This window comes from Lignipirellula cremea (genome assembly GCF_056501455.1).
The window spans coordinates 5,421,188-5,442,719 of sequence record NZ_CM151415.1; the positions used below are offsets into that span (position 1 = coordinate 5,421,188).

At 65.0% G+C, this 21,532-nt stretch carries 19 protein-coding genes; 6 read left to right on the top strand and 13 right to left on the bottom strand.

Annotation, left to right across the window (positions count from 1 at the left end):
- Positions 1-126 precede the first annotated feature (126 nt).
- The 3 genes from SH602x_RS21205 (at position 127) to SH602x_RS21215 (ending at position 2,861) form a co-directional block, all read left to right on the top strand.
- Positions 127-1,032, top strand: coding sequence for an HDOD domain-containing protein (locus tag SH602x_RS21205; protein ID WP_479471109.1), 906 nt, complete (start codon positions 127-129; stop codon positions 1,030-1,032).
- A gap of 413 nt (positions 1,033-1,445) precedes the next feature.
- Entirely contained in the window at positions 1,446-2,036 is a 591-nt protein-coding gene (locus tag SH602x_RS21210) for a TPR end-of-group domain-containing protein (protein WP_479474192.1), read from the top strand.
- A 186-nt stretch (positions 2,037-2,222) separates the two neighbouring features.
- Positions 2,223-2,861 carry a hypothetical protein gene (locus SH602x_RS21215; RefSeq protein ID WP_479474193.1) on the top strand — a complete coding sequence of 213 codons (639 nt, stop codon included), beginning with the start codon at positions 2,223-2,225 and terminating at the stop codon, positions 2,859-2,861.
- A 32-nt stretch (positions 2,862-2,893) separates the two neighbouring features.
- Here SH602x_RS21215 and glnD read toward each other — a convergent pair whose 3' ends face one another.
- The 3 genes from glnD to SH602x_RS21230 all read right to left on the bottom strand — a co-directional run bounded on the left by glnD (position 2,894) and on the right by SH602x_RS21230 (position 6,850).
- Positions 2,894-5,605 carry a [protein-PII] uridylyltransferase gene (gene glnD, locus SH602x_RS21220; RefSeq protein ID WP_479474194.1) on the bottom strand — a complete coding sequence of 904 codons (2,712 nt, stop codon included), beginning with the start codon at positions 5,603-5,605 and terminating at the stop codon, positions 2,894-2,896.
- A gap of 121 nt (positions 5,606-5,726) precedes the next feature.
- The gene (locus SH602x_RS21225) at positions 5,727-6,065 is read right to left on the bottom strand and encodes a P-II family nitrogen regulator (RefSeq protein ID WP_479471105.1); all 339 of its coding nucleotides are present in this window, start codon (positions 6,063-6,065) and stop codon (positions 5,727-5,729) included.
- A 212-nt stretch (positions 6,066-6,277) separates the two neighbouring features.
- Positions 6,278-6,850 (bottom strand): cob(I)yrinic acid a,c-diamide adenosyltransferase, encoded by a 573-nt coding sequence (locus SH602x_RS21230; RefSeq protein ID WP_479474195.1) that lies wholly within the window; start codon positions 6,848-6,850, stop codon positions 6,278-6,280.
- A gap of 93 nt (positions 6,851-6,943) precedes the next feature.
- On the opposite strand from SH602x_RS21230, the gene SH602x_RS21235 reads away from it, so the two are divergent.
- Positions 6,944-7,384 (top strand): NUDIX domain-containing protein, encoded by a 441-nt coding sequence (locus tag SH602x_RS21235; protein ID WP_479474196.1) that lies wholly within the window; start codon positions 6,944-6,946, stop codon positions 7,382-7,384.
- 184 nt (positions 7,385-7,568) lie between these two features.
- Here the strand turns inward: SH602x_RS21235 and SH602x_RS21240 are convergent, their stop codons facing one another.
- From SH602x_RS21240 to SH602x_RS21275, 8 genes are all read right to left on the bottom strand, one after another.
- Positions 7,569-8,411: an RING finger protein gene (locus tag SH602x_RS21240; protein ID WP_479471102.1), complete on the bottom strand. Its 843-nt coding sequence runs from the start codon at positions 8,409-8,411 to the stop codon at positions 7,569-7,571.
- An 8-nt stretch (positions 8,412-8,419) separates the two neighbouring features.
- Complete coding sequence (locus SH602x_RS21245; protein WP_479474197.1) at positions 8,420-9,370, bottom strand: ubiquitin-conjugating enzyme E2; 951 nt, start codon at positions 9,368-9,370, stop codon at positions 8,420-8,422.
- Between the two features lie 74 nt (positions 9,371-9,444).
- Complete coding sequence (locus tag SH602x_RS21250) at positions 9,445-10,902, bottom strand: M67 family metallopeptidase (protein WP_479474198.1); 1,458 nt, start codon at positions 10,900-10,902, stop codon at positions 9,445-9,447.
- A 125-nt stretch (positions 10,903-11,027) separates the two neighbouring features.
- Positions 11,028-12,245 (bottom strand): HesA/MoeB/ThiF family protein, encoded by a 1,218-nt coding sequence (locus tag SH602x_RS21255; RefSeq protein WP_479474199.1) that lies wholly within the window; start codon positions 12,243-12,245, stop codon positions 11,028-11,030.
- A 91-nt stretch (positions 12,246-12,336) separates the two neighbouring features.
- Positions 12,337-12,918: a M67 family metallopeptidase gene (locus tag SH602x_RS21260; RefSeq protein ID WP_479474200.1), complete on the bottom strand. Its 582-nt coding sequence runs from the start codon at positions 12,916-12,918 to the stop codon at positions 12,337-12,339.
- 169 nt (positions 12,919-13,087) lie between these two features.
- Positions 13,088-13,747: a ubiquitin-conjugating enzyme E2 gene (locus tag SH602x_RS21265; protein WP_479474201.1), complete on the bottom strand. Its 660-nt coding sequence runs from the start codon at positions 13,745-13,747 to the stop codon at positions 13,088-13,090.
- Positions 13,748-13,793: 46 nt separating this feature from the next.
- Entirely contained in the window at positions 13,794-14,090 is a 297-nt protein-coding gene (locus SH602x_RS21270; protein WP_479471096.1) for an EsaB/YukD family protein, read from the bottom strand.
- Positions 14,091-14,249: 159 nt separating this feature from the next.
- The gene (locus tag SH602x_RS21275) at positions 14,250-16,001 is read right to left on the bottom strand and encodes a transglutaminase-like domain-containing protein (RefSeq protein WP_479474202.1); all 1,752 of its coding nucleotides are present in this window, start codon (positions 15,999-16,001) and stop codon (positions 14,250-14,252) included.
- Between the two features lie 693 nt (positions 16,002-16,694).
- Here SH602x_RS21275 and SH602x_RS21280 point away from each other — a divergent pair.
- Both SH602x_RS21280 and aqpZ read left to right on the top strand, forming a co-directional pair.
- On the top strand, positions 16,695-17,393 hold the full coding sequence (locus SH602x_RS21280) for a hypothetical protein (protein ID WP_479474203.1): 699 nt from the start codon (positions 16,695-16,697) through the stop codon (positions 17,391-17,393).
- Positions 17,394-17,644: 251 nt separating this feature from the next.
- Positions 17,645-18,385: an aquaporin Z gene (gene aqpZ, locus SH602x_RS21285; RefSeq protein ID WP_479474204.1), complete on the top strand. Its 741-nt coding sequence runs from the start codon at positions 17,645-17,647 to the stop codon at positions 18,383-18,385.
- Between the two features lie 10 nt (positions 18,386-18,395).
- Here the strand turns inward: aqpZ and SH602x_RS21290 are convergent, their stop codons facing one another.
- Positions 18,396-19,679 (bottom strand): glycosyltransferase, encoded by a 1,284-nt coding sequence (locus SH602x_RS21290; protein WP_479474205.1) that lies wholly within the window; start codon positions 19,677-19,679, stop codon positions 18,396-18,398.
- Between the two features lie 149 nt (positions 19,680-19,828).
- Positions 19,829-21,502: a gluzincin family metallopeptidase gene (locus SH602x_RS21295; protein WP_479474206.1), complete on the bottom strand. Its 1,674-nt coding sequence runs from the start codon at positions 21,500-21,502 to the stop codon at positions 19,829-19,831.
- Positions 21,503-21,532 lie beyond the last annotated feature (30 nt).

The following is a 21,532-nucleotide window of genomic DNA, read 5'->3' on the forward strand; positions in this document are numbered from 1 at the left end:
AATCGAGGATTCGCGCGCTGCGACCGTTTTGCGACCGGACCGTCCGTGACCTACGTTTGAGTGTCGCGGACCCGATCGACGGCGTTCTCTGCCGCGACCTCTTCGTTCTCGAACGGATGTTCCGGCATGTCCGCCCCCGCTCACGGTTCGCTGCAATCTCTGTTCGCCACCGCCCAGATCCCCGCGCTTCCTCAAAGCGCCGTGCGGCTGCTGGAACTGGCTCAGGACCCGGAGAACGGGCCGGTCGAATACGCTCTCCCGATCGAAGCGGACCCGGGCCTGTCGACGCAGGTGCTGCGCTTCGTAAACTCTTCCTACTTCGGGTTTTCCCGCGAAATTTCCAGCGTCCGCCACGCCCTGTCGCTGGTCGGCACGCGGGCGGTGAAGAACTTCGTCCTCTGGTCGGCGGTCTTCGGCATCTCGCCGAAGCCGAAGTGCGGCCCGTTCGATGTCCGGTCGTTGTGGCAGGATTCGCTTCGCCGGGGTCTCTTCGCCCGTTCGCTCGGGAAGCACCTGGGTAAGAACGATTCGGAGGACGTCTTCACCGCGGCGCTCCTCCAGGACATGGCCATTCCGCTGCTCGCGAGCCAGCTTCCGAAGGAATACGGCGATCTGCTCGAACGCCGTCAGCACGGGAGCGCCCGTCTGTCGGACCTCGAAGAGGCCAAGTTCGGCTGGAATCACGCCTCCGCAGCCGGCATCCTGGCGCGTCAGTGGCATCTGCCGGAACGATTCGCCACGCTGATCGAAAAGCACCTCCAGTTCGACGATCGCATCGCCGGCGCCGCAGCGGATGCCGACGTGACGGTCGCGCTCTCCTCGCTGCTCCCTGCGTCCAAGGACAACCGCTGGCCGGAAGCAGGGAAGTTCGTCGAGACTTTCGAACGGGTCGGCGGGAACGAGAAGGAACTGCCCGCCCTGTTCGCCTCGGTCGACGAGCAGTTCGAGAAGTTCGCGCCGCTGCTCAACCTGTCCAGTCCGATTCGCGGACTGAAAGAGTCGATTCGCGACGCTCATTCGGTGGTGGGCTGAGTCGACGAAATCGCATTTCTCCCGGCGTGCCGGGCGCTGGCGACCGACGCTGCTGTGCGGCGCGAGCGGCTGAGCTGAAACTTTTCGAATCGCGGCATCGTCACGTGCTGCAAGAGCTTACGACCGTCCGACCGAATATTTCGCCGGCGCTTTTCGTAGCGAATGTGCGGGCGAAGCGCCGATATACGGCAGCGGACGCGCGACCGCTGTCGCCTGCGGCGACCGGCAGATCCGCGTCGCCTCCGCCTTGGGCGGCGGTGGCCCCGGAATTAGAATGACGTCGTGGTCGCCGCGCCGCTCGGATGCGGACGGCGAACCGAGTTGGTTCGCCCCGTTCGGTTCCTTCGGGAGCAGAGCAGGAGCGACCTGATTCGCCCGATCGATCTGCCGCATCGCCAACGCGAGTCGCTCTCGTGGCCAATCTCCAGCGTCTCCGCCACAAGTTCCTGCTTCGCGAGGCCGAGGGCTATCTCGAGCTTCTGTCGCTCGACGATCAGAAACTCCGCCTGGACCTCGAGACGCGTCGCCCGCTGCTCGAACGAGCGCTGGCGATTTTGAAGCCCCTCGATCGGGTCGGACGGATCGGCAAGTCGGACGCCGCCGCCCCCTACCTGCAGGGCGAGATCTGCCGGCAACTGGAACGTTACGACGAGGCGATCAGCCATCTGCGCCGGGCCCTCGAACGCGATCCCGACGACGTTCGGATCTATCTGGCGCTCGGCTGGTGCTGCAAGCGCACGAACCAACTCGATCTGGCGATTGAGGCGCTCGAATCGGCGATGACGGTCGCGCACGAAGAGCCGACCGTTCACTACAACCTCGCCTGCTACTGGAGCCTGGCGAGGAACGTCAGACTGGCGGTGCGTTTTCTCGCCTCGGCGATCGCGCTCGACGAACGGTTTCGCGAACTCGTTCCGAGCGAAGCCGATTTCGACCCCGTTCGCGACGCGCCCGAATTCGCGGCCGCGCTTTCTCGCAGCGCGATCTCTCCCGCCGCGGAATGATCGGCGTCTGACGCTGCGGAACCGACGCTGCCGGTCGGGTTCCTGAGCGATGCGCGCCCTGAGCGACGCGCATCGAAATGGCGCCGGACGCATCGCCCAGAACGATTCGAACGGGCGCTATAATCCGGGCCCTCTCGTCTTGCCGCCGCAGGCGGCATCCTCGCAGCTTCCGAGGAGCGCCCGATCGTGTCGACGCAGCAGCATCCTGTCCACGACCCCCGCCAGCAGAATCCTTACGCCGATCTGACCTCGGCGGCCAACTCGCCGGCGCCGGCGCCGCAGTACAACCCTGCCGTGCCGATCGGCATCTGGTCTCGCGGCGAGACGATGATTTTTCACAAGGCAGCCGTCTTCCCGGACATCTGCCTGAAGAGCGGCAAACCTGCCGGAGGAAGTCGCTTCAAGCAGAAGCTGAGCTGGCATCCGCCGTGGATCTCCATCATGATCCTCGTCGCGCTGCTGATCTACATCATCCTGGCGGCGATCTTCACGAAGACGGCGCACATCGACGTCGCCGTGCTGCCCGAATTCAAGAAGCGTCGCCGGATACACATCGCCATCGGATCGACGGCGATGATCTTGAGCGTCGCCGCGTTCATCGGCGGCATCGTCTGGATGGGGCAGACCGATCCCGACCCGCATCCGCTGGCGTTGGTCCTGTTCTTCGGCTCGATCGTGACGTTCATCGCGTCGCTCTTCTACGTCTCCATCGTGCCGCGGATGTTCAAGATCCAGAAGATCACGGACAACTACGTCTATCTGAAGGGGATCCACCCCGACGTGATCAAGCAGCTTCCGCCCTGTCCGTTCGCCTACGACATGTGAGTCGTCAGGCGGTCGCGAACGACACGTCGGATTCAGGCCGAACCGACGCGATCGCCGGTCGAGGCGGGCTTCGGCGTCCTGACGACCTGAAGCAGGCTCTCGCAGATCTGCTCCAGGCGTTCGGGATCTTCGATCTTGCCGTCGGTCGCCCGATCGAGGACGTAGAAGACGTCGACCACCTGGTCGAGATGCGTCCCGATCTTGGCCATCCGCACCGACAGGCCCAGGCGCCAGATCTCGCGCGCGATCTCGTACAGCAGCCCCGACCGGTCGCGGGCGAAGACGTCCAGCACGGTGTACCGCGACGACGAGTTATTGTCGCTGTGGACCTCTTCTTCGGGCTCCAGTTCCGTCGGCGCCGGCGCGGTGGTCCCCCAGAACTTCGGGAACGACGGCGGCTTCTCGGCGGGATCGGTCAGCGCATCCATCACTCGCTTGCGTAGCTTCTCTTCCCGCTGCTTGGTGAACTCTCCGTTCGAGTTGAGGTCCCGCACGTAAAAGCGGTCGAGCGCCAGGCCGTCGGCCAGCGTGTTAATGTCCGCGCCGAGAATCTCCAGTCGTTCGCTCGCCAAGGCTCCGGTCAGTTTGTAGAAGAGCCCCTGCGTGATCGACTCGTAGACGCCGATCGCGATCTCGGTCGCGTTCCGCGTCTCGCTGTGACGCGACCACAGGCGAACCTCGTCGCGCTTGAGATCCTGTAGCGCGGCGAGTTCCGCCAGAACCTCTTCGTCCGTCGCCGCGACGAGCATGCTCCGAGGGACGACGTCCGTCTGGGCTTTCCACCAGGCGGTCAGGCGTTCGCGTTCCGCTTCGCTTAGCCGAGGCGTCGCTTCGACCTGCTTCAGCGCCGCGGCGAGCAGCGTCGCCTTGCGCTCTTCGAGCGCCTTGCTCTCGCCGAACTCGAACTCGCCTGCGAGATACTCGTTCGCCCGGAAGTAGAGCGTCGTCAGCAGCGAACGTTTGAATTCGTTCAGCACGCCCGGGCCGACCGCCTGCATGTCGGCGCAGGTGAGCACGAACAACATCTTGAGTCGATCGGGCGTACCGCATTCCGCCGCGAACGGCACGACCACTTCGGGATCGTCGATGTTGCGGAACTGCGCCAGGTGCGACATGGCCAGATGCTGCCGCACGAGAAACATGAGCGTCTCCTTTCGCCCTTCGGAAAGGCGAAACAGATCCGCGGTCTCGCCGGCGAGGCGTTCGCCGACGATCGAATGGTCGTCAGGGAAACCTTTCCCCAGATCGTGCAGCAGCAGCGCCAGATGCAGGAGCGTCTTGTCCTGGGTGTCGCGATAGCGTTCCCCCAGAATGTCGTCGTCGAAGCGGAAGTTCGTCGCCGCCTGCACGGCCAGGATCGAGTGCTCGTCGACGGTGAATTTGTGGTACTCGTTGAACTGCACCAGGTTGCGTGCGTGCTCGACCGCAGGGACGAGTTTTTCGAGCGCGCGGATCTCGTGCAATCGTCGCAGCAGCCGGCCCAGGTCGCCCGGCTCGGACAGCAACTGCAGGAAGAGTTGCCTGGCTTCGTCGGTCACTTCGACTTCCTGCCGCTCGTCGGTCAGGGCCTCGCGAATCGCATTCCAGGCGCCATGTTCGATGCGGCGATTGGTGCGGTTGGCGAAGTCGAGCAGTTTCAGAACCTCGCACAGGTCCCGCTTCACCCGGGGCAGATCTCTCGGCCGCACGCCGATGTGGTACGGCCCGATGAGAAACCGTTCTCCGATAGGGCGCGAGACGGCGTCGCTGAAAAAGCTGAAGAGAGGCGAGCGCTGCTTCGCGGTCGCGGCGAAGTTGCTGACGATCTCCTGCACGCTGCTCGTGTGGCGGAAGTACTCCCGCATGAAGCCCTCGACGCTATGCAGCGCCTCGGTCGTCTCGAATCCGAATTTCTTCGCGATGCGGACCTGCTCGTGCTTCTCCAGGACGTCCGCCGACTTCCCGGCCTGAAAGTGGAGCTCGTTCCGGACGTGCAGCAGAAAGTCGCGCGCGTCGCGAAGCAGATTCCGATCATGCGTCGTCAGCACGCCGGCGCGATGCAGGGCGTCGATCTCGTTCTCGCCGTACTTGGCGAAGCCGATCCAGCGAACCATCTGGATGTCGCGGAGGCCCCCGCTCGATCGCTTCACGTTGGGACGCAGCAGATAGGGCGTGTCGCCGTACTTCATCCGCTCTTCCAGGCGCGCCGATTCGAAATTCTCGATCAGCTTGCGGCTGCGGCCCATCGCCAGGCGACGGAACGATCCGAAATAACGGGTGAAGAGCCCCTTGTTGCCTGCGAGAAGTCGCGACTCGGCCAGCGACGTGAAGACCGTCGCGTCCGAGCGCGCGAAGGAACTGACGTCGGAGAGCGTTCGGACCGACAGCCCCAGCGTCAGCACGCTGTCGGAGAAGAGCATCGTCAGCAGCCGGGCGAGCGGCTGAATCTGGTTCGCGACCGTCCGGGTATACAGCAGCATCAGGTCGACGTCGGAATAGGGCGCCGTCTCGCGGCGACCGTAACCGCCGTGCGGCACCAGCGCGATGTTGTCGAGCAGCAGCTTGCGATTCCCGAGCCGCAGGTCGTCGAGCGCGGCATCCAGCAGGTAGAGCGTCGCCCGATCGAGCAGTTCGGCGATCTGAGCGCAAACCTGCACGCCGGGCACCTTCTCCCGATCGTGGAAAGCTCGCGCTTTCGCGCGGCCTTCGAGCATCATCGCGCGAACGTGCGTCGCGGCGGGATGGATCCGGGGAGAAGTCGCCAAACCGAAAAACCTCCGTGGGCGTCCGTCTCAGGACGGGGAGTCGTCGTCAGATCGCGCTTCGCCGTGTGCCATGCCCACGTCGCGCAGCAGCTTGGGCATGTTCGGTTCGAACTGCCCCTGCTTAAATCGCGTCTTCGCCCGACTCGCCGGTGCGGATGCGGATCGTATTGGCCAGATCGGTGACGAAGATCTTCCCGTCGCCGATCTGCCCCGTCTGGGCCGTGCGCAGGATCGTGTCGATCACGGACGACAGCGCGTCGTCCGAACAGACGACCTCGACCTTCACCTTGGGGACGAAGTCGACCGCATACTCGGTGCCGCGGTACATCTCCGTATGACCCTTCTGACGTCCGAATCCGCGGACCTCGGAGATCGTCATCCCCTCGATCCCTTTCTCCGTCAGGGCGCTCTTCACGTCCTCGAGTTTGAAATGGCGGATGATCGCTTCGACTTTCTTCATGGCTGCAACGAGAGGGAGAGGGGGCCCGCCGACGCGAAAGCAGGCCGGCGAGCTTGTCCCGCGGGTAGCTGGGGCCGCGGAACGCCGTCCGTTCGAATAGCTACTCGGACAAACGGCTGCGACCTGCGCATACCCTCAATCCTAGCGCCTCGACCGAAAGCCGGTAGTCGAGCGGCTTCCCCGGCGGCGTTGCAGGGCGCTGTCGGCGCCGCTTATTCCGCTCCTTCCGTGCGAACGGTCGGTTTCCAGGCGACGTCCGGGACGCCGCTCGAAAAGTTGGCGAATCGGGCCGCGACGAACAGCCAGTCGCTCAGACGGTTCAAAAAGACCAGCGGAGCGGGTCCGATCTGTCCGGGAGCGGCCTCGATCAGCGAGAGCAGCGTTCGCTCCGCCCGGCGGCAGACCGTTCTTGCGACATGCAGCCTCGCGGCGGCGAGCGATCCGCCGGGCAGCACGAACTGCCGCAGCGGCGGCACGGCGTCGGAGAGTTCGTCGATCTGGCGTTCCAGCCGTTCGACTTGCGATCGACCCAGCGTTCGCGTGCCCATCTCAACAGGATCGGGCGAGGCGAGTTCTCCCCCCAGGTCGAACAACTCGTGCTGAAGCTGGGTCAGCATCGACCGAAGCGTCTCGGGAAGCTCGCCCGCGAGAATCACGCCCAGATGCGAATTCAGTTCGTCGACGTCGCCGTAGGCCGCGACGCGCAGATCGTTCTTCCGGACGCGCGGACCGCCGAAGAGGCCCGTCGTTCCGTCGTCGCCGGTTCGCGTGTAGATTTTCGCCATGAGTCGCAGCGCGTGCGTCGCGCGTCTTTCGGGGTCGTCGTCGACGCGGTCAGACTAACGCAACTCTCTCGTTCCTGATAGCGAGCCCGCCGAGTGTCGACTGATTCCGCTTCCGATGCCGAACCCACGGTCTTCGCTTCCGGCTTCCTGCTCATGACGCGGAAGCCGAAGCGATTCCTGTTGATGCGACACGTCGACCGGTGGGACGTGCCGAAGGGACACCGCGAGCCGGGCGAAATGACGCTCGAATGCGCGCTCCGGGAAACCGAGGAAGAAACGGGCATCTCCCGCGCGCAGATCGAAATCGAGCCGAACTTTCTGCACACGGTCGAATACGACGTGCAGACGCGCCGCGACGGCCAAGCCCGCAAGCGACTCGACCTGTTTCTCGGCTGGGTCGAGCAGGAATTCGAGCCGACGCTGACCGAGCACGTCGGCTTTGAGTGGTTCGAGTGGGATCCGCCGCACACGATCCAGGAGCGGGCGATCGACCCGCTTCTGTTCGACGTCGCGCTCCATCTCTATTCGTGTTGACGGCCGGACGGATCGCGGGGTCGTTCGTGTGCCATGCCCACATCCCCGAAGGAAGGGTGGGCATGCTGACGGCCGGCCATCAGGTCGAGGAGAGACTGCGAGGTAGCCTCCCCCGAACATGCCCACGCTGCTAGCGCGACGTGGGCATGGCACACAGACGGGCAAACGCGCGACGCTCGCCCCCTCACTTCGCGGGCGAAGGACCGCCTCGCTTCGCGCCCGCCTGCTCGGGCGTGATCCAGGATTTGCCGCCGCAGGCGTAGAGCGAGCAGCCTCCCATATATTCCCAGCACTCCTTGTGGTGGGGCGTCTTGCAGCGCGAGCACAGGACGATGCCGCCGATCGTCTTGTCGCCGCAGACGCCGCACTTGGCGTCGTCGAGTTTGATCTCCGCGCCGTCATCGACGAATTCGATCCCCTTCGCGTCGATCAGCGACGTCAGGTCGTACGTCTGCAGGACGATCCGCAGGAACCGGTCGACCCGATCGACGTTCAACGCGAAGTTCGTCTTCGCGACGGTGAACGTGCCGCGGTGAATCGTGATCTGGGAGATGCCCTCGATCGCCTGGTCGAGTTCCCGAACTCTCCACAGGACGGCCGCCGACAGGAAGCGCTTCGCCGCGTCGACGTCGGTCGCGCGAAGCGTGTAGTAACGGTTCCACTCGCCCGGCAGCGGCACGAGCGGAGCGTTCGCCAGCTCCGCCGACGGCGACGCGCCGCGCTGTGCGAACTCGAACGACGTCGCCGGATCGGCCCAGGGGAGCGACGCCTGGATCCAGTGCCGACTCGTCGAACCGCCGGCGAAGACCCGCACCTCCTCGTCGCGGTACTTGAACTTCAGTTGGACTTGGCGCCCCGTCGTCCCCGCGACGCGCACCGCCCCGAAGCGAGCGGCGACGCGTTCGTAGACCGTCTTCGCCGGCGAGTTATTCGACGACGCCGCCATCGCGATCGCGACCGCAACGATCACGACCAGCGCGAAAACGATCAGGATTCCGATGCATTCCATGCCGGACGACTCGCCCATCCTGCGGTCTATTCGAGAAACACGATGCCTTCGTCCGGAACCGGCGGGGGCAGGGGACGGAGCGCCGGACTTCGCCGCGGGTTCAGCGGCACCGCGCTTTCCCGCTTCTCCGCTTCTGCGTCACGGGGTTCGGATTCGCCATGCTCGGCGTCGCGGATCTCGAAGATTCGCGTGCCGCTCTCGACGCCCGCCGAATTCCCCTCCCGCTCACGTGCCGGAGAGGAAGCCCGATCGGTCGATGCTTCCCTCCAGCGCGCCGCCGCGCTGACCGGGGAAGGCGCTTCGACAGCGGGTCGAGAACGAGCGGGCGCCGACACGTCCCCCAGGAAAGTCACCTCCGCCTCTGCAGGCGCCGGTACCACGCTCGACCCGGCACGCGACGGCGGAAGGGGCTCCACGATCCGCGAGGCTCCCCGATCGGTTCGCTCCGCGACGCGGCGATAGTGGATCACGTTGTCATGCTTCCGCTTCGCGGCCACGGAGAGCGTTCGCGCGTCGAGCGGAAAGTCGCCCGGCGTCTGGCTCGCGTACCATTCCCGCGCGTTGAAGTTGGCCGTCTGATCGAGATCGACGTAAGCGTAGCGCACCAGATCCCACAAGCGTTCGCACAGCGAATCGAGCGGCGCGTCGGGCGACCAGGTCATGCCCAGATCGTCCATCGACATCCAGCCTGACAGCGGGACGTTGGGATGGTAGATCTCGGTCCGCCAGCGAACCTCCGGCGGACGCTCCGGGTAGCGAAACGGAAACCGAAGCTCGCAGCGCCACTCGTTTCCCTCGACGAATTTCTCCCCCGCGGTCAGCGACGGAGCGAGCCCCTTCCCCCGAAACGTCAGCAGAAAGACGTCGGGGCGACCGGAGTCGCGCGAAATATCCAGGATGTCGCCGCGACTGGCGACCTCGTCCAGCCGACGGCCGGTCTCTTCGAGCAGTCGCGTGCGATCGTCGACGCCGGACATATAACCAGGACCTCGTTCAGGACCAACCGGAGCAGGCAACGCATCGGGGCGAGGCTGAGAAACGCCCTGCATCATCATTCGAACGGCGAACGCGAAGTCGAGTCGGGGCGATCGTCCGATGGATCGTCCTCTCCCGCGTTTCGACCATTCCCCGCTTCGTCTTCGCTCGCTTCGCCCCGGTATTGCAGCAGGGCGACAGTTCCGCCGACCAGAAGCAGAGCGAAAGCGATCGAAACGGTCAGCCACAGGACATTCTCCTTCGCCCAGCCGACCAGCCCCCCCTCTTCGGTCTCCTTTTCGCTCGGCGTCGCCTTTTTCTTCGGCTTCTCGTACTTCGCCAGGGAGGTCCGGGCCGCGTCCCGTTCTTCGCGAAGTTTCGCCGACGCGTCGACCAGGTTCTTTCGCTCGATCTGCGTCTTGGTCAATTCGCTCGTCAGCGAACCGATCGTGGCCTCCATCTGATTCCGCTCCGCGCGAAAGGCGTCGACCGTATCGGCGAGTTGCCTCGCGGTCTCCTCCGCGGCGGCCGTTCGCGTCGCGAGATCGGCCGGACCGAGTTCCCCGGCGGCGAACCGATCGACCAGATCGAGCTTCGCCTGCGCGATTCGCAGTTCGATCTCGCTCGCCCGCGCTTCGCGGCGGCTCTCCTCGGCGTCCATCAGTCGCTCTTCGATGCGCGACAGCCGGGCCATCGTCTCCTCGTTCTCTTCGGAGGGCGCCGCGCCGCCGAGCCCCGGCCCGATCGCGGCGTACGCGAAGAGAATCAGCGCGAGCGTCTGGATGCAGAGCGCCGCCGCGAGGAACGGACCCTGCCATCCGGCGGATCGACTCTCCGGAACGACGATGACCGGCGACGAGCCGCCGCGCGTCGAATCGGCCATCTGCGGGAAACGAGTCGCGGGCATGGAGCCCTCCTCCTCGAGCGAACTGACGAACGATTCGAGCTCGTCGCGACGATGCCGCGACGCGTAAACGACGAACCCGCCCGCCCGGCGAATGCGGTCGGACTGGTTCGTCCAGAAAAACCAACCCCGGTCGCGACGGCACGGGTCGATAACCAGCGCCACGTCGAGCGGACGGTTGAAGAAGTTGTCGCATATGAACATGTCCATCCCGGACAGAAACACGCCCCAGTCGGGATGGGTGTGGTACCACCCGACCATGGCGAGATCTTCCGGGAAGGCTTCGCGCTCGCGGGAGATTCGCTCCCACGTGTCGTGCGTGAACTTGAAGCTCCCCTTGGTCGCTTCGTAGTGCCGCGCTCGCAGCGACTCTTCCACGACGACGAAGGGCCGCCCCTCCGCGTCGGCGCGCTGCCCGCCCAGCATGACGCCGCCGAGCTCGACCGTCGTGTCGGACAGGGCGTGCTCCTCCATGTCGCGGAGCACGTCCAGATCGACGTAGACCGTCAGTTCGTTCTCCAGCGGCTGCCCATAGAGCGCGACCGCGTACCGACCGTCTTCGTCAGGGCGAAGCGCCTTATCGGGACGCGTCTCTTCGACGTCGCCGAATTCGATTTCGAAATCGGACATGGCGCCAGTTGCACGGACCGGTGTCGTTCCCGGCGTTTCGAATCAGCGCAGAAATTGCGTACGGACCGCTCCAGTTTCGCGAGACGCGCCCTGTAAGCTGCCTCGCCGGTAACTGCGAGGCGTCGTCAGGAAGAGGATGAAGAGACCGCGCCGCCGAACACCTTTTCGCGGTCGGCCTCCAGACGGAGGAACCAAGTGCCTTGAGGCGTCGCGACGCGGACGATATCGAAAGGAGGGATGCCGAGCTCCGCGAGGCTCCGCCGAGCCAGGTCCGTCCCGGCGTCGACGTGATGAATCAACTCGGGCCGCGCGACGACGCCTTCGCCGATGGTCGCGGCATCGATGCCGACCTTCTGAATCGGCTGAAAGACCTCTTTACGATAACCGCTGGCCGGATCGGAAAGCGCGACGACCAGATCGCGATCCAGATTCAGCCGCATCGTCGGAAACGTCGCCGTCGCATCCTGGGGCAATTGCGTCTTCGACAGTTCGGCGACTTGCGCGAAGAGCTGCTCCGCCGTCGCATCCGTCGAAAGGGGGACCGCAACGGGCGTCGGATACGTTTCGTGCGACAGGCAGTCTTCCTTATAGGGATAGACCGTCTTGTAGAACTGATTCGAGACGCCGTTGAAGACGTAGGCAGCGCCCGCCTCGCTCGGCATGCCGTGAACGACCTTCAGCGCCTCCTGCACCTGCAGGCCGGCGATCACGGAAGAGATCGTCGGAGCCGTCGGCACCTTGCCCGCCAGAATGTCCTCCCGACGGAGCAGGGGGCAGCTGTATCGCAGGTTGATCAAGCGGTAATCGGCGTCGCTCATCCCGCATTCGTAGCAGGGATTTCCGGCACCCGGCTTGAAGACCTTGATCACGCCGTCGATGACCTGGATGCCGCCGTCGATCCAGGGCGTACCGACCTTCCAGCAGCAGCGATTGACCCACAGCCGGGCCTCGCGATTGTCCAAGCAGCCGATGACGGCGTCCATCTCCTGAAACAGGCCCAGCCCCAGGTCGGTCAGGACGTTGCCGCGCCAGCCGACGACGTTGACCTCCGGATTCAGATCGCGGAGCGCGTCGACCGCGGCGGCGGCCTTCGACTTGCCGACGTCGCGGCGGCGGAAGAGCACCGACCGCGTCAGGTTCGAAGCTTCGATCTCGTCGAAGTCGATGACGTAGATATTGCCGACGCCGAGCAGGGCGAGATTCTTCAGCGCTTCGTTCCCGAGGGCGCCGGCGCCGACGACCAGAATCTTCGCCCGCGCAAGCTTCTCCTGATCCCACCAGGCGATCAGGCGAAAGCGCTCGTACCGATCGTCTTCCGTGAGATAGAGAGGCGATGCATCCATCAGCAGGGCAGGGGGCTCCGGCAGAGGGTTGAAAGGAGAAGATCTCTAACTGAAGTCGACGAGGAGGATTCCGGGCGGACCGGATTGCTAGTCAATCCGGTCCACCCTTCAAAACAGGTTGAGCGGACGGCGCTTCGCTCGACGCTCGGTCGTTGTCCCGGAAGCACCAGAAGCCGCCGTTATAGAGTTCGTCGCCGCGCCACTGGAACAGGCCGAAGTCCTGGCTTCGCGGATCGACGACCATCGCGACCTGCCAGGGCTCGGGGAAGAAGTTGCGATGAATGAACCGGTCGTACTCCGACAGGAAGATGCCGAGGCCCGGGTGCGTGTGATGCCAGCCGACGATCCGGAGCTCGGGGAACTTCGCGTCGATGGACTTCCGCGCCTGCGACCAGGTTTCGTGCGTGAACTTGAGCGACGCGCGGTGGGAGTCAACCGCGCTCGCCGGCAGGAACTCGACGATTTCGACGTAGTCCTGGTTATCGGCGTAGCGTTCGCCCAGCAGAAAGCCGCCCGTCTCTTGGACGAGGTTGTCGTCGGAGAAATCGAGAATCCGGTCGAGCGTCGACTCCGCGATGAACGTCGGGATGCAGCGCCGGTCGATCTCGCCCAGTCGCCGGCAACGTCCCGGATCGCGGAGAGGAGCCGGCTTCGATTGCGTCGCGGAAGTCATCGCACGGCGTCCTTCGTATGGTCTTTCCGCAGGTTCGATATTTCTGGGTGGCATGCCCACATCTCCGAAGGAAGGGTGGGCATGTAAAGGGCCGGCCGAACCTTACACGCCCACGCTGCTTCGCGACGTGGGCATGGCACACACGACTCAGCTACCGCTCAATTCCGCATCACTCCAGAAACAGAATCTCGGATTCGCCCTGCGGCGTCGCTTCCCGCGCCGTCCGAGGGGTCGCCGGTTCGAGAAATACGATCTCGTCGTCATCACGTTCATTAGCCGCGTTCGTCGGCGGCGGAGCGACTGCGTCAGGTTGCTTGGCCGGCGGCGTCGGACGCAGACCTGCCGCGGTCAGATCTCGCAGCGGCCGGGCATCGACGGGGAACGCGTACTCACGCTGCTCGCGGGTCCAGATCGCGGCTTCGCGGTTGTAGGGCGACTCTGTGTCGTAGTTCGCGTAACGAAGCATGTCCCACAGCATCACGCATAGTTCGTCCAGCGTCAGCGACGGCGCCCAGTTCGTGCCGTAGCCCCCCAGGCAGACGACGCCGCTGGCCGAGATGTTCGGATGAAAGACCGGCGTCTTCCATCGCAGCTCGGGCAGCATCCGCGGGTAGTTCGCGCCGAGGCCGATCGTCACTTCGTGCGTCGTCGAGACGTAGATCTTTCCCGTCTCTTCCTGACGAGCGAGGCCCCGACCGGCGAAGCGGATCGTGTAGAACTCCGGCGGCGATCCGTGACCGAGGAAGTCCAGGATGCCGCTCTCGCGTTTCAGATCCTGCAGGACCTTCAGGTCGGAGCGCAAACGGCGGATGCGGGGCGACTCGACCATCGATCGTTCTCGAAATCCTGTCGTCGGAAAGCCGGCGCAGTAAGAATCACGCAGCGCCAGCGACGATTTCAGGATAGACGATCAGGTGGTCGCCGTCCGCGACCGAGGCCTGCGGAAGGGTCTGGTCTTCGCGCAGCCGCTTCCCCCCTTCCTTATGGTCGAGGCTGTAGCTCATCGGCTGGCCGTCCGGCCCGATCATCGGAAGGTTCATCTTCGTGATGATGTTGGGCAGGATCCGCTTGACGTTCACGCCGTCGGCGATGACCGCCTCGACGCTCTTGGCGCCGGTCTGGTCCAAGAACGTGACGCGTGTTCCTTTGCGATCCTGATCGGCCATAGCCATCTGTCTCCCCGTAACTTTCTCGTCCGTCGATTTCGTCTGGCGCGTCGAGATGCCGCCGGCGGCACGTTCCGCTAGTCATTCGACCGCCAACTGGTCATCTTAACGAAAATCGCCGCCGATCTCGAACTCTCCGCTCGCGGTCGCGGCGATGGGCACGGCTCAGCGGCCCTCGTTTCGGGGGGGCGGCTCCGGTCCGATGATCGGTCGGGCGGGCTTTTCCGCCGCGGCGCCGCCGCTTCCGCCTGCGGGAGGGTCCCCGCTGAACGTCATCCCCGAGGTCTCGACCTCCAGACGGTTCAGCACCCGCATCGCCGGCAGAAACGCCGAGAGCGGACTCGCGCCGGCCAGCGACGAATCTTCCAGTTTCAGATAGCTGGCCGAGGCGCCGCCGCGGGCGGTCGTCGCGTCCAGCGGAATCCACCGGTCGACGACCCAGGCTTCCGTCCACATGTGGTACGCGAAGCCGCCCAGTCCGGGCACGTAGGTCAGGCCGATCGCGATTCGGGAGGGAATGTCGCGCGATCGCAAAGCCGCCGCGAGCAGCACCGCGTGCTCGGTGCAGTCGCCCTCCTTCAGTTTCAGGACGTCCGCCGCGGAAAGCAGCGACTGCGAAAGGTTCTTGTTCTCGATCGTGCCGTGGACGGCCTGCTCCAGAGCGACCGCGATCTTCCAGTGGTCCTTTTCGTCCGGCGCTGCCGAGCGGGCGAAGGCCTGCACCGACGGGTCGTCCGACTGGAGATAGGCGTTCGACGCCAGATCGGCCTCGGTCGGAGCGACGTCTCCCTTCCCTCCGGCGACTGGGCTCGGGCCGATGCCGGGTCGGACTCGATCGACCCAGATCCTTGCGCCTCCGCCCGGCAAGGCTTCCACGCGCTGGCCGGTCGTCTGCGGAAAGATCGACGCCGCGTCGCTCCCCGCCACCTTCACGTCGAAGATCGCCTGCGTCAAATCCTCGATCCGCGTGAGCCTCGCCGGCGCGACCGTATCGAGGCCCAGGTCGACGGCGACCGGTTCGGTCTTGGCCTGGGCGAACTCTTTCGTCGTGCGATAGACGGTCTGACCGACGAGCGGCTCGAACGACTTCAGCGTCTCGCCCGACTCGTTCGTCCAGAGTCGCGACTCGAACGCGGCGGCTCCGATCCGCTGCGTCGCTTCGATACGAAGGAGCTTCTCCTCGCGACCCTCCAGCAGGGACGTCGGTTCGTATTCGATCGCGCTGAGCGTCGCTTCCACGACCTGATCGATCGCCGGGGCGACGTAGCGGATGGTCCGCGTCTCGCCCGGCTGCATCGGCTTCGACAGGAGCGAGCGATCGATGCCGTAGTAGCCCGCCGTCCCTTTCGGAAACGGCAGCACGGCGGTATCCGCGGCGCCCCCTGCGCTCCGTTCGACCTTGAGTCCCTCTTCGACGCGTTCAAGGTTCGTGGCCTGCGTCACGGCGCCGTCGCTGGTCAGGCGACAGGTCGCCGATACGAACGTTCCGTCAACTAGTTCACGCGACGTCGAGAGGATCGACTGGATCGTGGTCTCCCGATAGCGAAGCACTTCCAGGTGCGATTCTTGAGAGATTTCGACGAACGTCTCGCCGTTTTCCTGCGTAGTTTCGATCGACGTGTGCGACCAGCCGATCTTCGACTCGCCCCGCTTGCCGGGGAGATAGATCGCGTCCCAGGACTCCTTCGGCGCGCGAGCGAGCCACTCGCCCGCATCGTCGGTGGACGACGCGTCGGGCTCGACCTCGCTCGGCGGGGGATCAGGCTCGGTCGCGACGGTCGTCGTTCGTTCGTCCGGTCGCACCCCGCAACCGACGAACGCGAAGAACGCCGACAGCGAGAGGAAGAGCAATAACCGCGGCGCGACGTCGAGCGCGAAGACGAAACGTCCGCCTGCGAAGTTCGTTGAACGAGTCATTCCGTTTCTCGAAGAGTGCGAGAAGGAGCGAGCGTTTCGAACGTTCGATCGCTTCCGCCGAAAGGTCCTGTTCGCCTGGAGCCGCCGTCCCCTGGAAGGCCTTACTGGTAAGAGATAGCGATCGCGAAGACTGATCGCCGTCAGGAAAGGGGCAGCGGATCTTCCGACGAGTCGGCAAGATGCCGGCTTGAAATCGGGTCGAAATCCATTGTTCGATCCGCCCGCGCCGGAGCGGGTTGTAGGTTTGAGAGCCTCCCGGCAACCCCGCGATCGGTCGCGGGCGAGCGATGTGCGGCGACGACTGCGACGTTCCTACGTGGCAGCGTCCGTCGCCCCCCCGAAGCGCGAATCCCGCAGGCCGACTCACCCCGGTATGCGGAGCGACTCGGATCCTCGCTCGACCGACTTTCCCGCCGTAACGTCCGCGCTTCCGGCCTTCGCCGGCTGGTCGCGCGGATCGCACGCGTCGTTCCGTCCTCGACAGGGCGGAAACGACGATTCGGAAGTCGCGGAAATCTGACGGGCAGGCGCTGCGGAGCGTGACCTACAGTTTATCAGAATCGCCGCAAGAGGCGGCGGATCGCAGCGTTCTCCACCGGTTCCAACGGGCCGGGAAGGGACGCGACGAGACGCTGTCCTCTCGGGCGGGCCGAACGAGGACGTATTGGTTTTATGGTCGAAGGAACCCTTCCCATGAGCTTCCTACGGAAGTTCTTCCGGACCGCCGAAGGTCAGGATCCCGCGACGCTCCGTAACGTCAGCAGCTTCGAAACGCTCGCCGATCGCGACCTGGAAGCCCACATGGGCATCCGTCGCTACAGCAGCTTTCTGCTGACCGACGCGATTCGTCCCTCATACGATCTCCGCGTCCTCCCGCAACAGGGCTATCGCCACGACGCCTACCGCGACAAGGAAGGTGGCGGCAAGATCCCCGTCCTGATGGCGGCGATCTCGGCCGAGAACCTGTTCGAGGTCTTCCTCGACCTGCTCGATCCCCTCGGCGGCGAAGTCGACGTCGTGCTGGAAACCAGCCACCGCAGCGACGACGCCGGACACGACGACCTCTATCGCGAGGCCATCGACCTGCCCGTGCTCAAGAGCCTGCTCCTCGATTACGAGGATCTGCTCCTCAACGACGGCTGCACCGGCATCGCGATCCTGAATCCGGCGCTGTCGCTGGAAGTGCAGTTCGACGAACACAAGCTGCTCGTCGTCTACGGCGAAGACCTGGAAGCCTTCGAGGAAACTCTCGAACGCCACGGCATCGCCTGCGACGAAGACATTCGCTTCCTGACCGAGGCCGAGCACGTCCACTGCTCGAACGAGGAACGTCTCGACGAGTTCGAGACGTTCAAGCGCCGCCTGGGACTCGAAACCGAAGCCTACTACTAAACGCCCAGCCAGACCGTCCATCCGCGTCCGCCGGTGCGGAGGGTTCCTCGCGAGGGGAATCTGACGCGACGCGAATCGGCGCACGCAACAGCCGACGTCCCGTTCACGGGGCGCCGGCTGTTTTCGTTTCTTGACTCGGCTTCGAGACGATTTAGGGAGGCGCCCGAATCCGGAGAGCGCGAAGATTCGCTATCGTCTAGCTCGCCGCGCCGGACCGCGCGCTTCTCATAACTCGATCGGACTTACGTCTCATGCCCCTCTCGAAGCGTCTCGCCGCTGAATTTTTCGGAACGTTTTGGCTGGTCTTCGGAGGATGCGGCAGCGCCGTATTGGCCGCCGGGGTGGAAGACGTCGGCATCGGCTGGCTGGGCGTTTCGTTCGCGTTCGGACTGACCGTCCTGACGATGGCTTACGCGATCGGACACATTTCCGGCTGCCATCTCAACCCCGCGGTCTCCCTCGGCCTGGTCGTCGGCAAGCGATTTCCCTTCGCGGACTTCTTTCCGTACGTCGGAGCGCAGTGCCTCGGAGGCGTGCTCGGCGCGGCGATGCTGTACGGAATCGCTTCGGGAGCCGACGGCTTTTCGCTGGCGGACGGGTTCGCGACGAACGGTTACGGCGCCCGATCGCCGCAGGGTTACTCGATGGCCGCCGGCTTCCTGGCCGAGTTCACGCTGACGTTCTTCTTCCTGATGATCATCCTCGGCGCCACGCATGGGCGAGCCCCGGCCGGCTTCGCGCCGATCGCGATCGGGCTTGGCCTGACGCTGATCCACCTGATCGGAATCCCGGTCACCAATCTCTCGGTCAACCCGGCCCGCAGCCTGGGCCCCGCATGCTTCGTGGGGGGAGAAGCGCTGTCCCAGTTGTGGCTGTTCTTCCTGGCCCCGCTGCTCGGCGCCGCGGTCGCCGGCTTCGTCTATCCGCTGCTCTCCGATTCGCCGATTCCCGAACCGATCGTCGGCGAGAAAGAACGCAAGTCGCGTCGCTGAGAGTTGTCGATCACGCGGTCGTCGATGCGACGTCGTCTCTTCGAACCGGGCGCTTCGTCAGGAACGCCCGCTCGACGACGTCCGCCGCCAGCGACGGGCCATGCGTTCCGGCGAGTCGCTCGCGATGCGACTTCGCCCGGTCAAGCGACGCCTCGTCAGCGAGCGACCGAACGAGCGATCGCCGAAGCCGCTCGGGCGTGACGCGCCCCGCGGGCAGAACGCTCCCCAGGCCCAGTCGCTCGACGCGCATCGCCACGCCGGGCTGATCGTTCGTCACGGGCAGACAGATCATCGGCACGCCGTGCGCCACGCATTCGAGCGCCGTGTTCAGCCCCGCATGCGTGATCGCCAGCCGCGCCTGCGACAGGAGTCGCAGTTGCGGCGCCTTCTCCACCACGATCGCGTTCGCGGGAACTTCGGCGGCGAATTTCGCGTCGCCGCCTCCCTTCGACAGGACCAGTTGCACGTCGAGCCCGCGCACGGCCTGAAGAATCGCGTCGAAGACGTGGCTCAGCCGATTCTGCAGCGTCCCCATCGAGGCATACACGAGCGGCCTGCCGTCGAGCCGGTCCCAGGGAAAGTCGATCGCCGCGTCGTCGCGATCGACGTCGTGCCACGGCGCCGTGTAGTGAAAGCAGGGAGGCAGATTCTGCAGCGGGAAGTCGAAGAACTCCGGCTGCTGAGCGATCTGTGCCAGACCCCGGTCGGGTCGGAACACCAGTTCCAGCGGATCGACGCCGGTCGTGCCGGATTGTGCGAAGCGGCGATAAAGGGGCGGAATCAGTCGCTTGGCGAGCCAGTTCCGCGACCGTCCGACCAGGTCGTCGCGATACCGCCAGCAGAGCGGCGGCGGCGGGGCGAGCGGATCGTCGATCGCCGCGAGCGCGTCATAGGCGATGACGTAGGGAACGCCCGCTCGATCGGCGACGTCGCACGCCGAGGGGGCCACCTGATCGATCACCAGTCCGTCGAACGCGCCGCCCGCGAGAGCCTTCGGCAGATCGCGGAGCAGGATCTTCGTTCCCAGCCCGAAGCACTTCCCGGTCTGCATCATCGCGGCGAGGTTGCCCCGTTCGCCCAGTTCGCGATTGGCCGCCTGCAAGCCGAGATCGAGATCTCCTTGGACCCCGAGCGGCACATGCTCCAGGCCGGCCCGCTCCGCCCAGGCGATTCCCCGTCGACCGCCGAGCAGCGCGACGCGATGCCCTCGCTTCGCCAGTTCCCGCCCCAGCGTCGTCAGAGGGTTCATGTGCCCCGGCACTTCGGGACCGACGAGACCGATGCGAAGGCTCATGTGCAGGGAGGGAAGCAGGGCAGCGAGTCAGGGGGGGAAGCTGCCGCCGCTGGATCTTTCCCTGTCCGCGGTCGACGCCTGAGGGCTAAGCGTAACGCCAAGCGAAGCGTTACGTCAGAACGCCGAGGCATGTCGCGGCGCCCCGTTCGTCACGGTCTCAGTCGTGGCAAGCCGACGGTGCGACCGAAGGCCTGCGTCAGTCCGCGGAAGTCGCAGCCGTACGACCGTCCGAGCGCCTCCTCCGCGGGCAGTCCTCCCTTGATCCCCTCGAACAACTGCACGAAGCGTTCCGGGTCCTTGAGCATGAAGATCACCAGGGCGGCGCCGGCGCCGTATTCCTCCGCGTCGAGAGGCACCTCCTCGCTGAAGAGATCGGCCCCCAGCCTCCCGGTGGCCCGGGCGAGTTGCAGCGCGATGCCCATGTACTCGTCGACGCGTTTCGACTTCGGCACCAGCGTCTTCCCGACGTACTCCGCGATCCCTTCGTTCAGCCACGACGGAACGTCGACCGGCGTCTTGTAGCGGTGGATGAACCCGTGCGTCATCTCGTGGACGAGCGTATGCTCGAAACGAATCGGGTCATCCCCCATGTAGCAGGCCAGCAGCGTCCGCCCGTTCTTGAAGCAGTGGCACAGCCCGAGCACGTTGAGCTCCGTCGGGGAGCCCATAAACTCGCTTTCGAAGATCAGGAACTCCTTCTGCGTCTCGAAGCAGTAGACGACTCCCTTGCCGCGAAAGATTTCCGCGCTGGGCGAGAGTTGAAAGATCTTGATCAGCAGGTCGTACATCCGATCGAGCTGCAGGATGTACTTCCCGACGTCCTTGGGAGGGATCGTCGAAAAGAACAGAAAGTGATCCGTCTCGTACAGCCGGAGATTCGTGAAGCGCTTGGAGACTTCCTCCTCGGCGAAGCGCCGTTCCTCCTCGATCAGCTCCGCCCGCTGCTGCGACGTCAGTTCAGGCCAGTAAGCCTGTCCGGTTTCGGCGATAATGCTTGCGATCGCCCGCGTCCGCTTGGCGGCCCGCTCTTCCATCTGCTCGCGGACGATCTCGCGACGGCGCTCGGCGAGCGACTTCGCCTCCGCCGGCGACGGGTTCTCCCAGACGACGTACTCCCCTTCGCGAATCCGCGCGATTTCGATCAGGTCGACGTTCAAATACCGGTCGCCCTTGCGGTCGAACACCCGCAGCTTCACGACGTGACCGTTCTCCGACTCGATGCCGGAGATCGAGGCGTCTTTGAGACGCTGGCCGTTGGGATATTCGAAGTCGATGTTCTTGTCGCGAAGCGCCTCGAACGTCGCCTCCGGCGCGTTGAGGATGCCCGCCGGCGCTTCGGCCTGCTTCCAGAAAGGCGAGCCCGCGTTCTGGCCGTCGGACGGGTCGCCGGGAGAGGCCTGGTCCGAAGACGATCCGGACGAAGCGACCTCCTCCGCCTTCCAGAAGGGCGAACCCGCGACCGGCGCCGCGTCCTGGACCCGTCGTTCGAACCGGACGACCTGTCCGATCAGCGGCTCGCCCGAAGCGAGCTTCACGACGACGTAATCCGCGTTGACCGACGTGACGACGGCAGGGGTCGGATCGCCCAGACCCGCCACGGCAAGCATCGACCCGAGCTCGCCCACTTTCAGCCCCGATTCCGATCCGACGTTCAGCTTCGCGTAAGAGCCCGTCGTCTCGACGATTTCCGTATCGACAGGCTGCGCAGCCGCCAGCGTCCCGGCGAACGACGTCCCGAACGAAATGGCCAGGACGAAGGCCAGACGGGCGAACCGGGAACCGGCTGCGAAGGACGTCTCGAAAAACTGGACGCGAAAACCCAAGGTCGTACCGATTCAATGAAGCTGCCGACG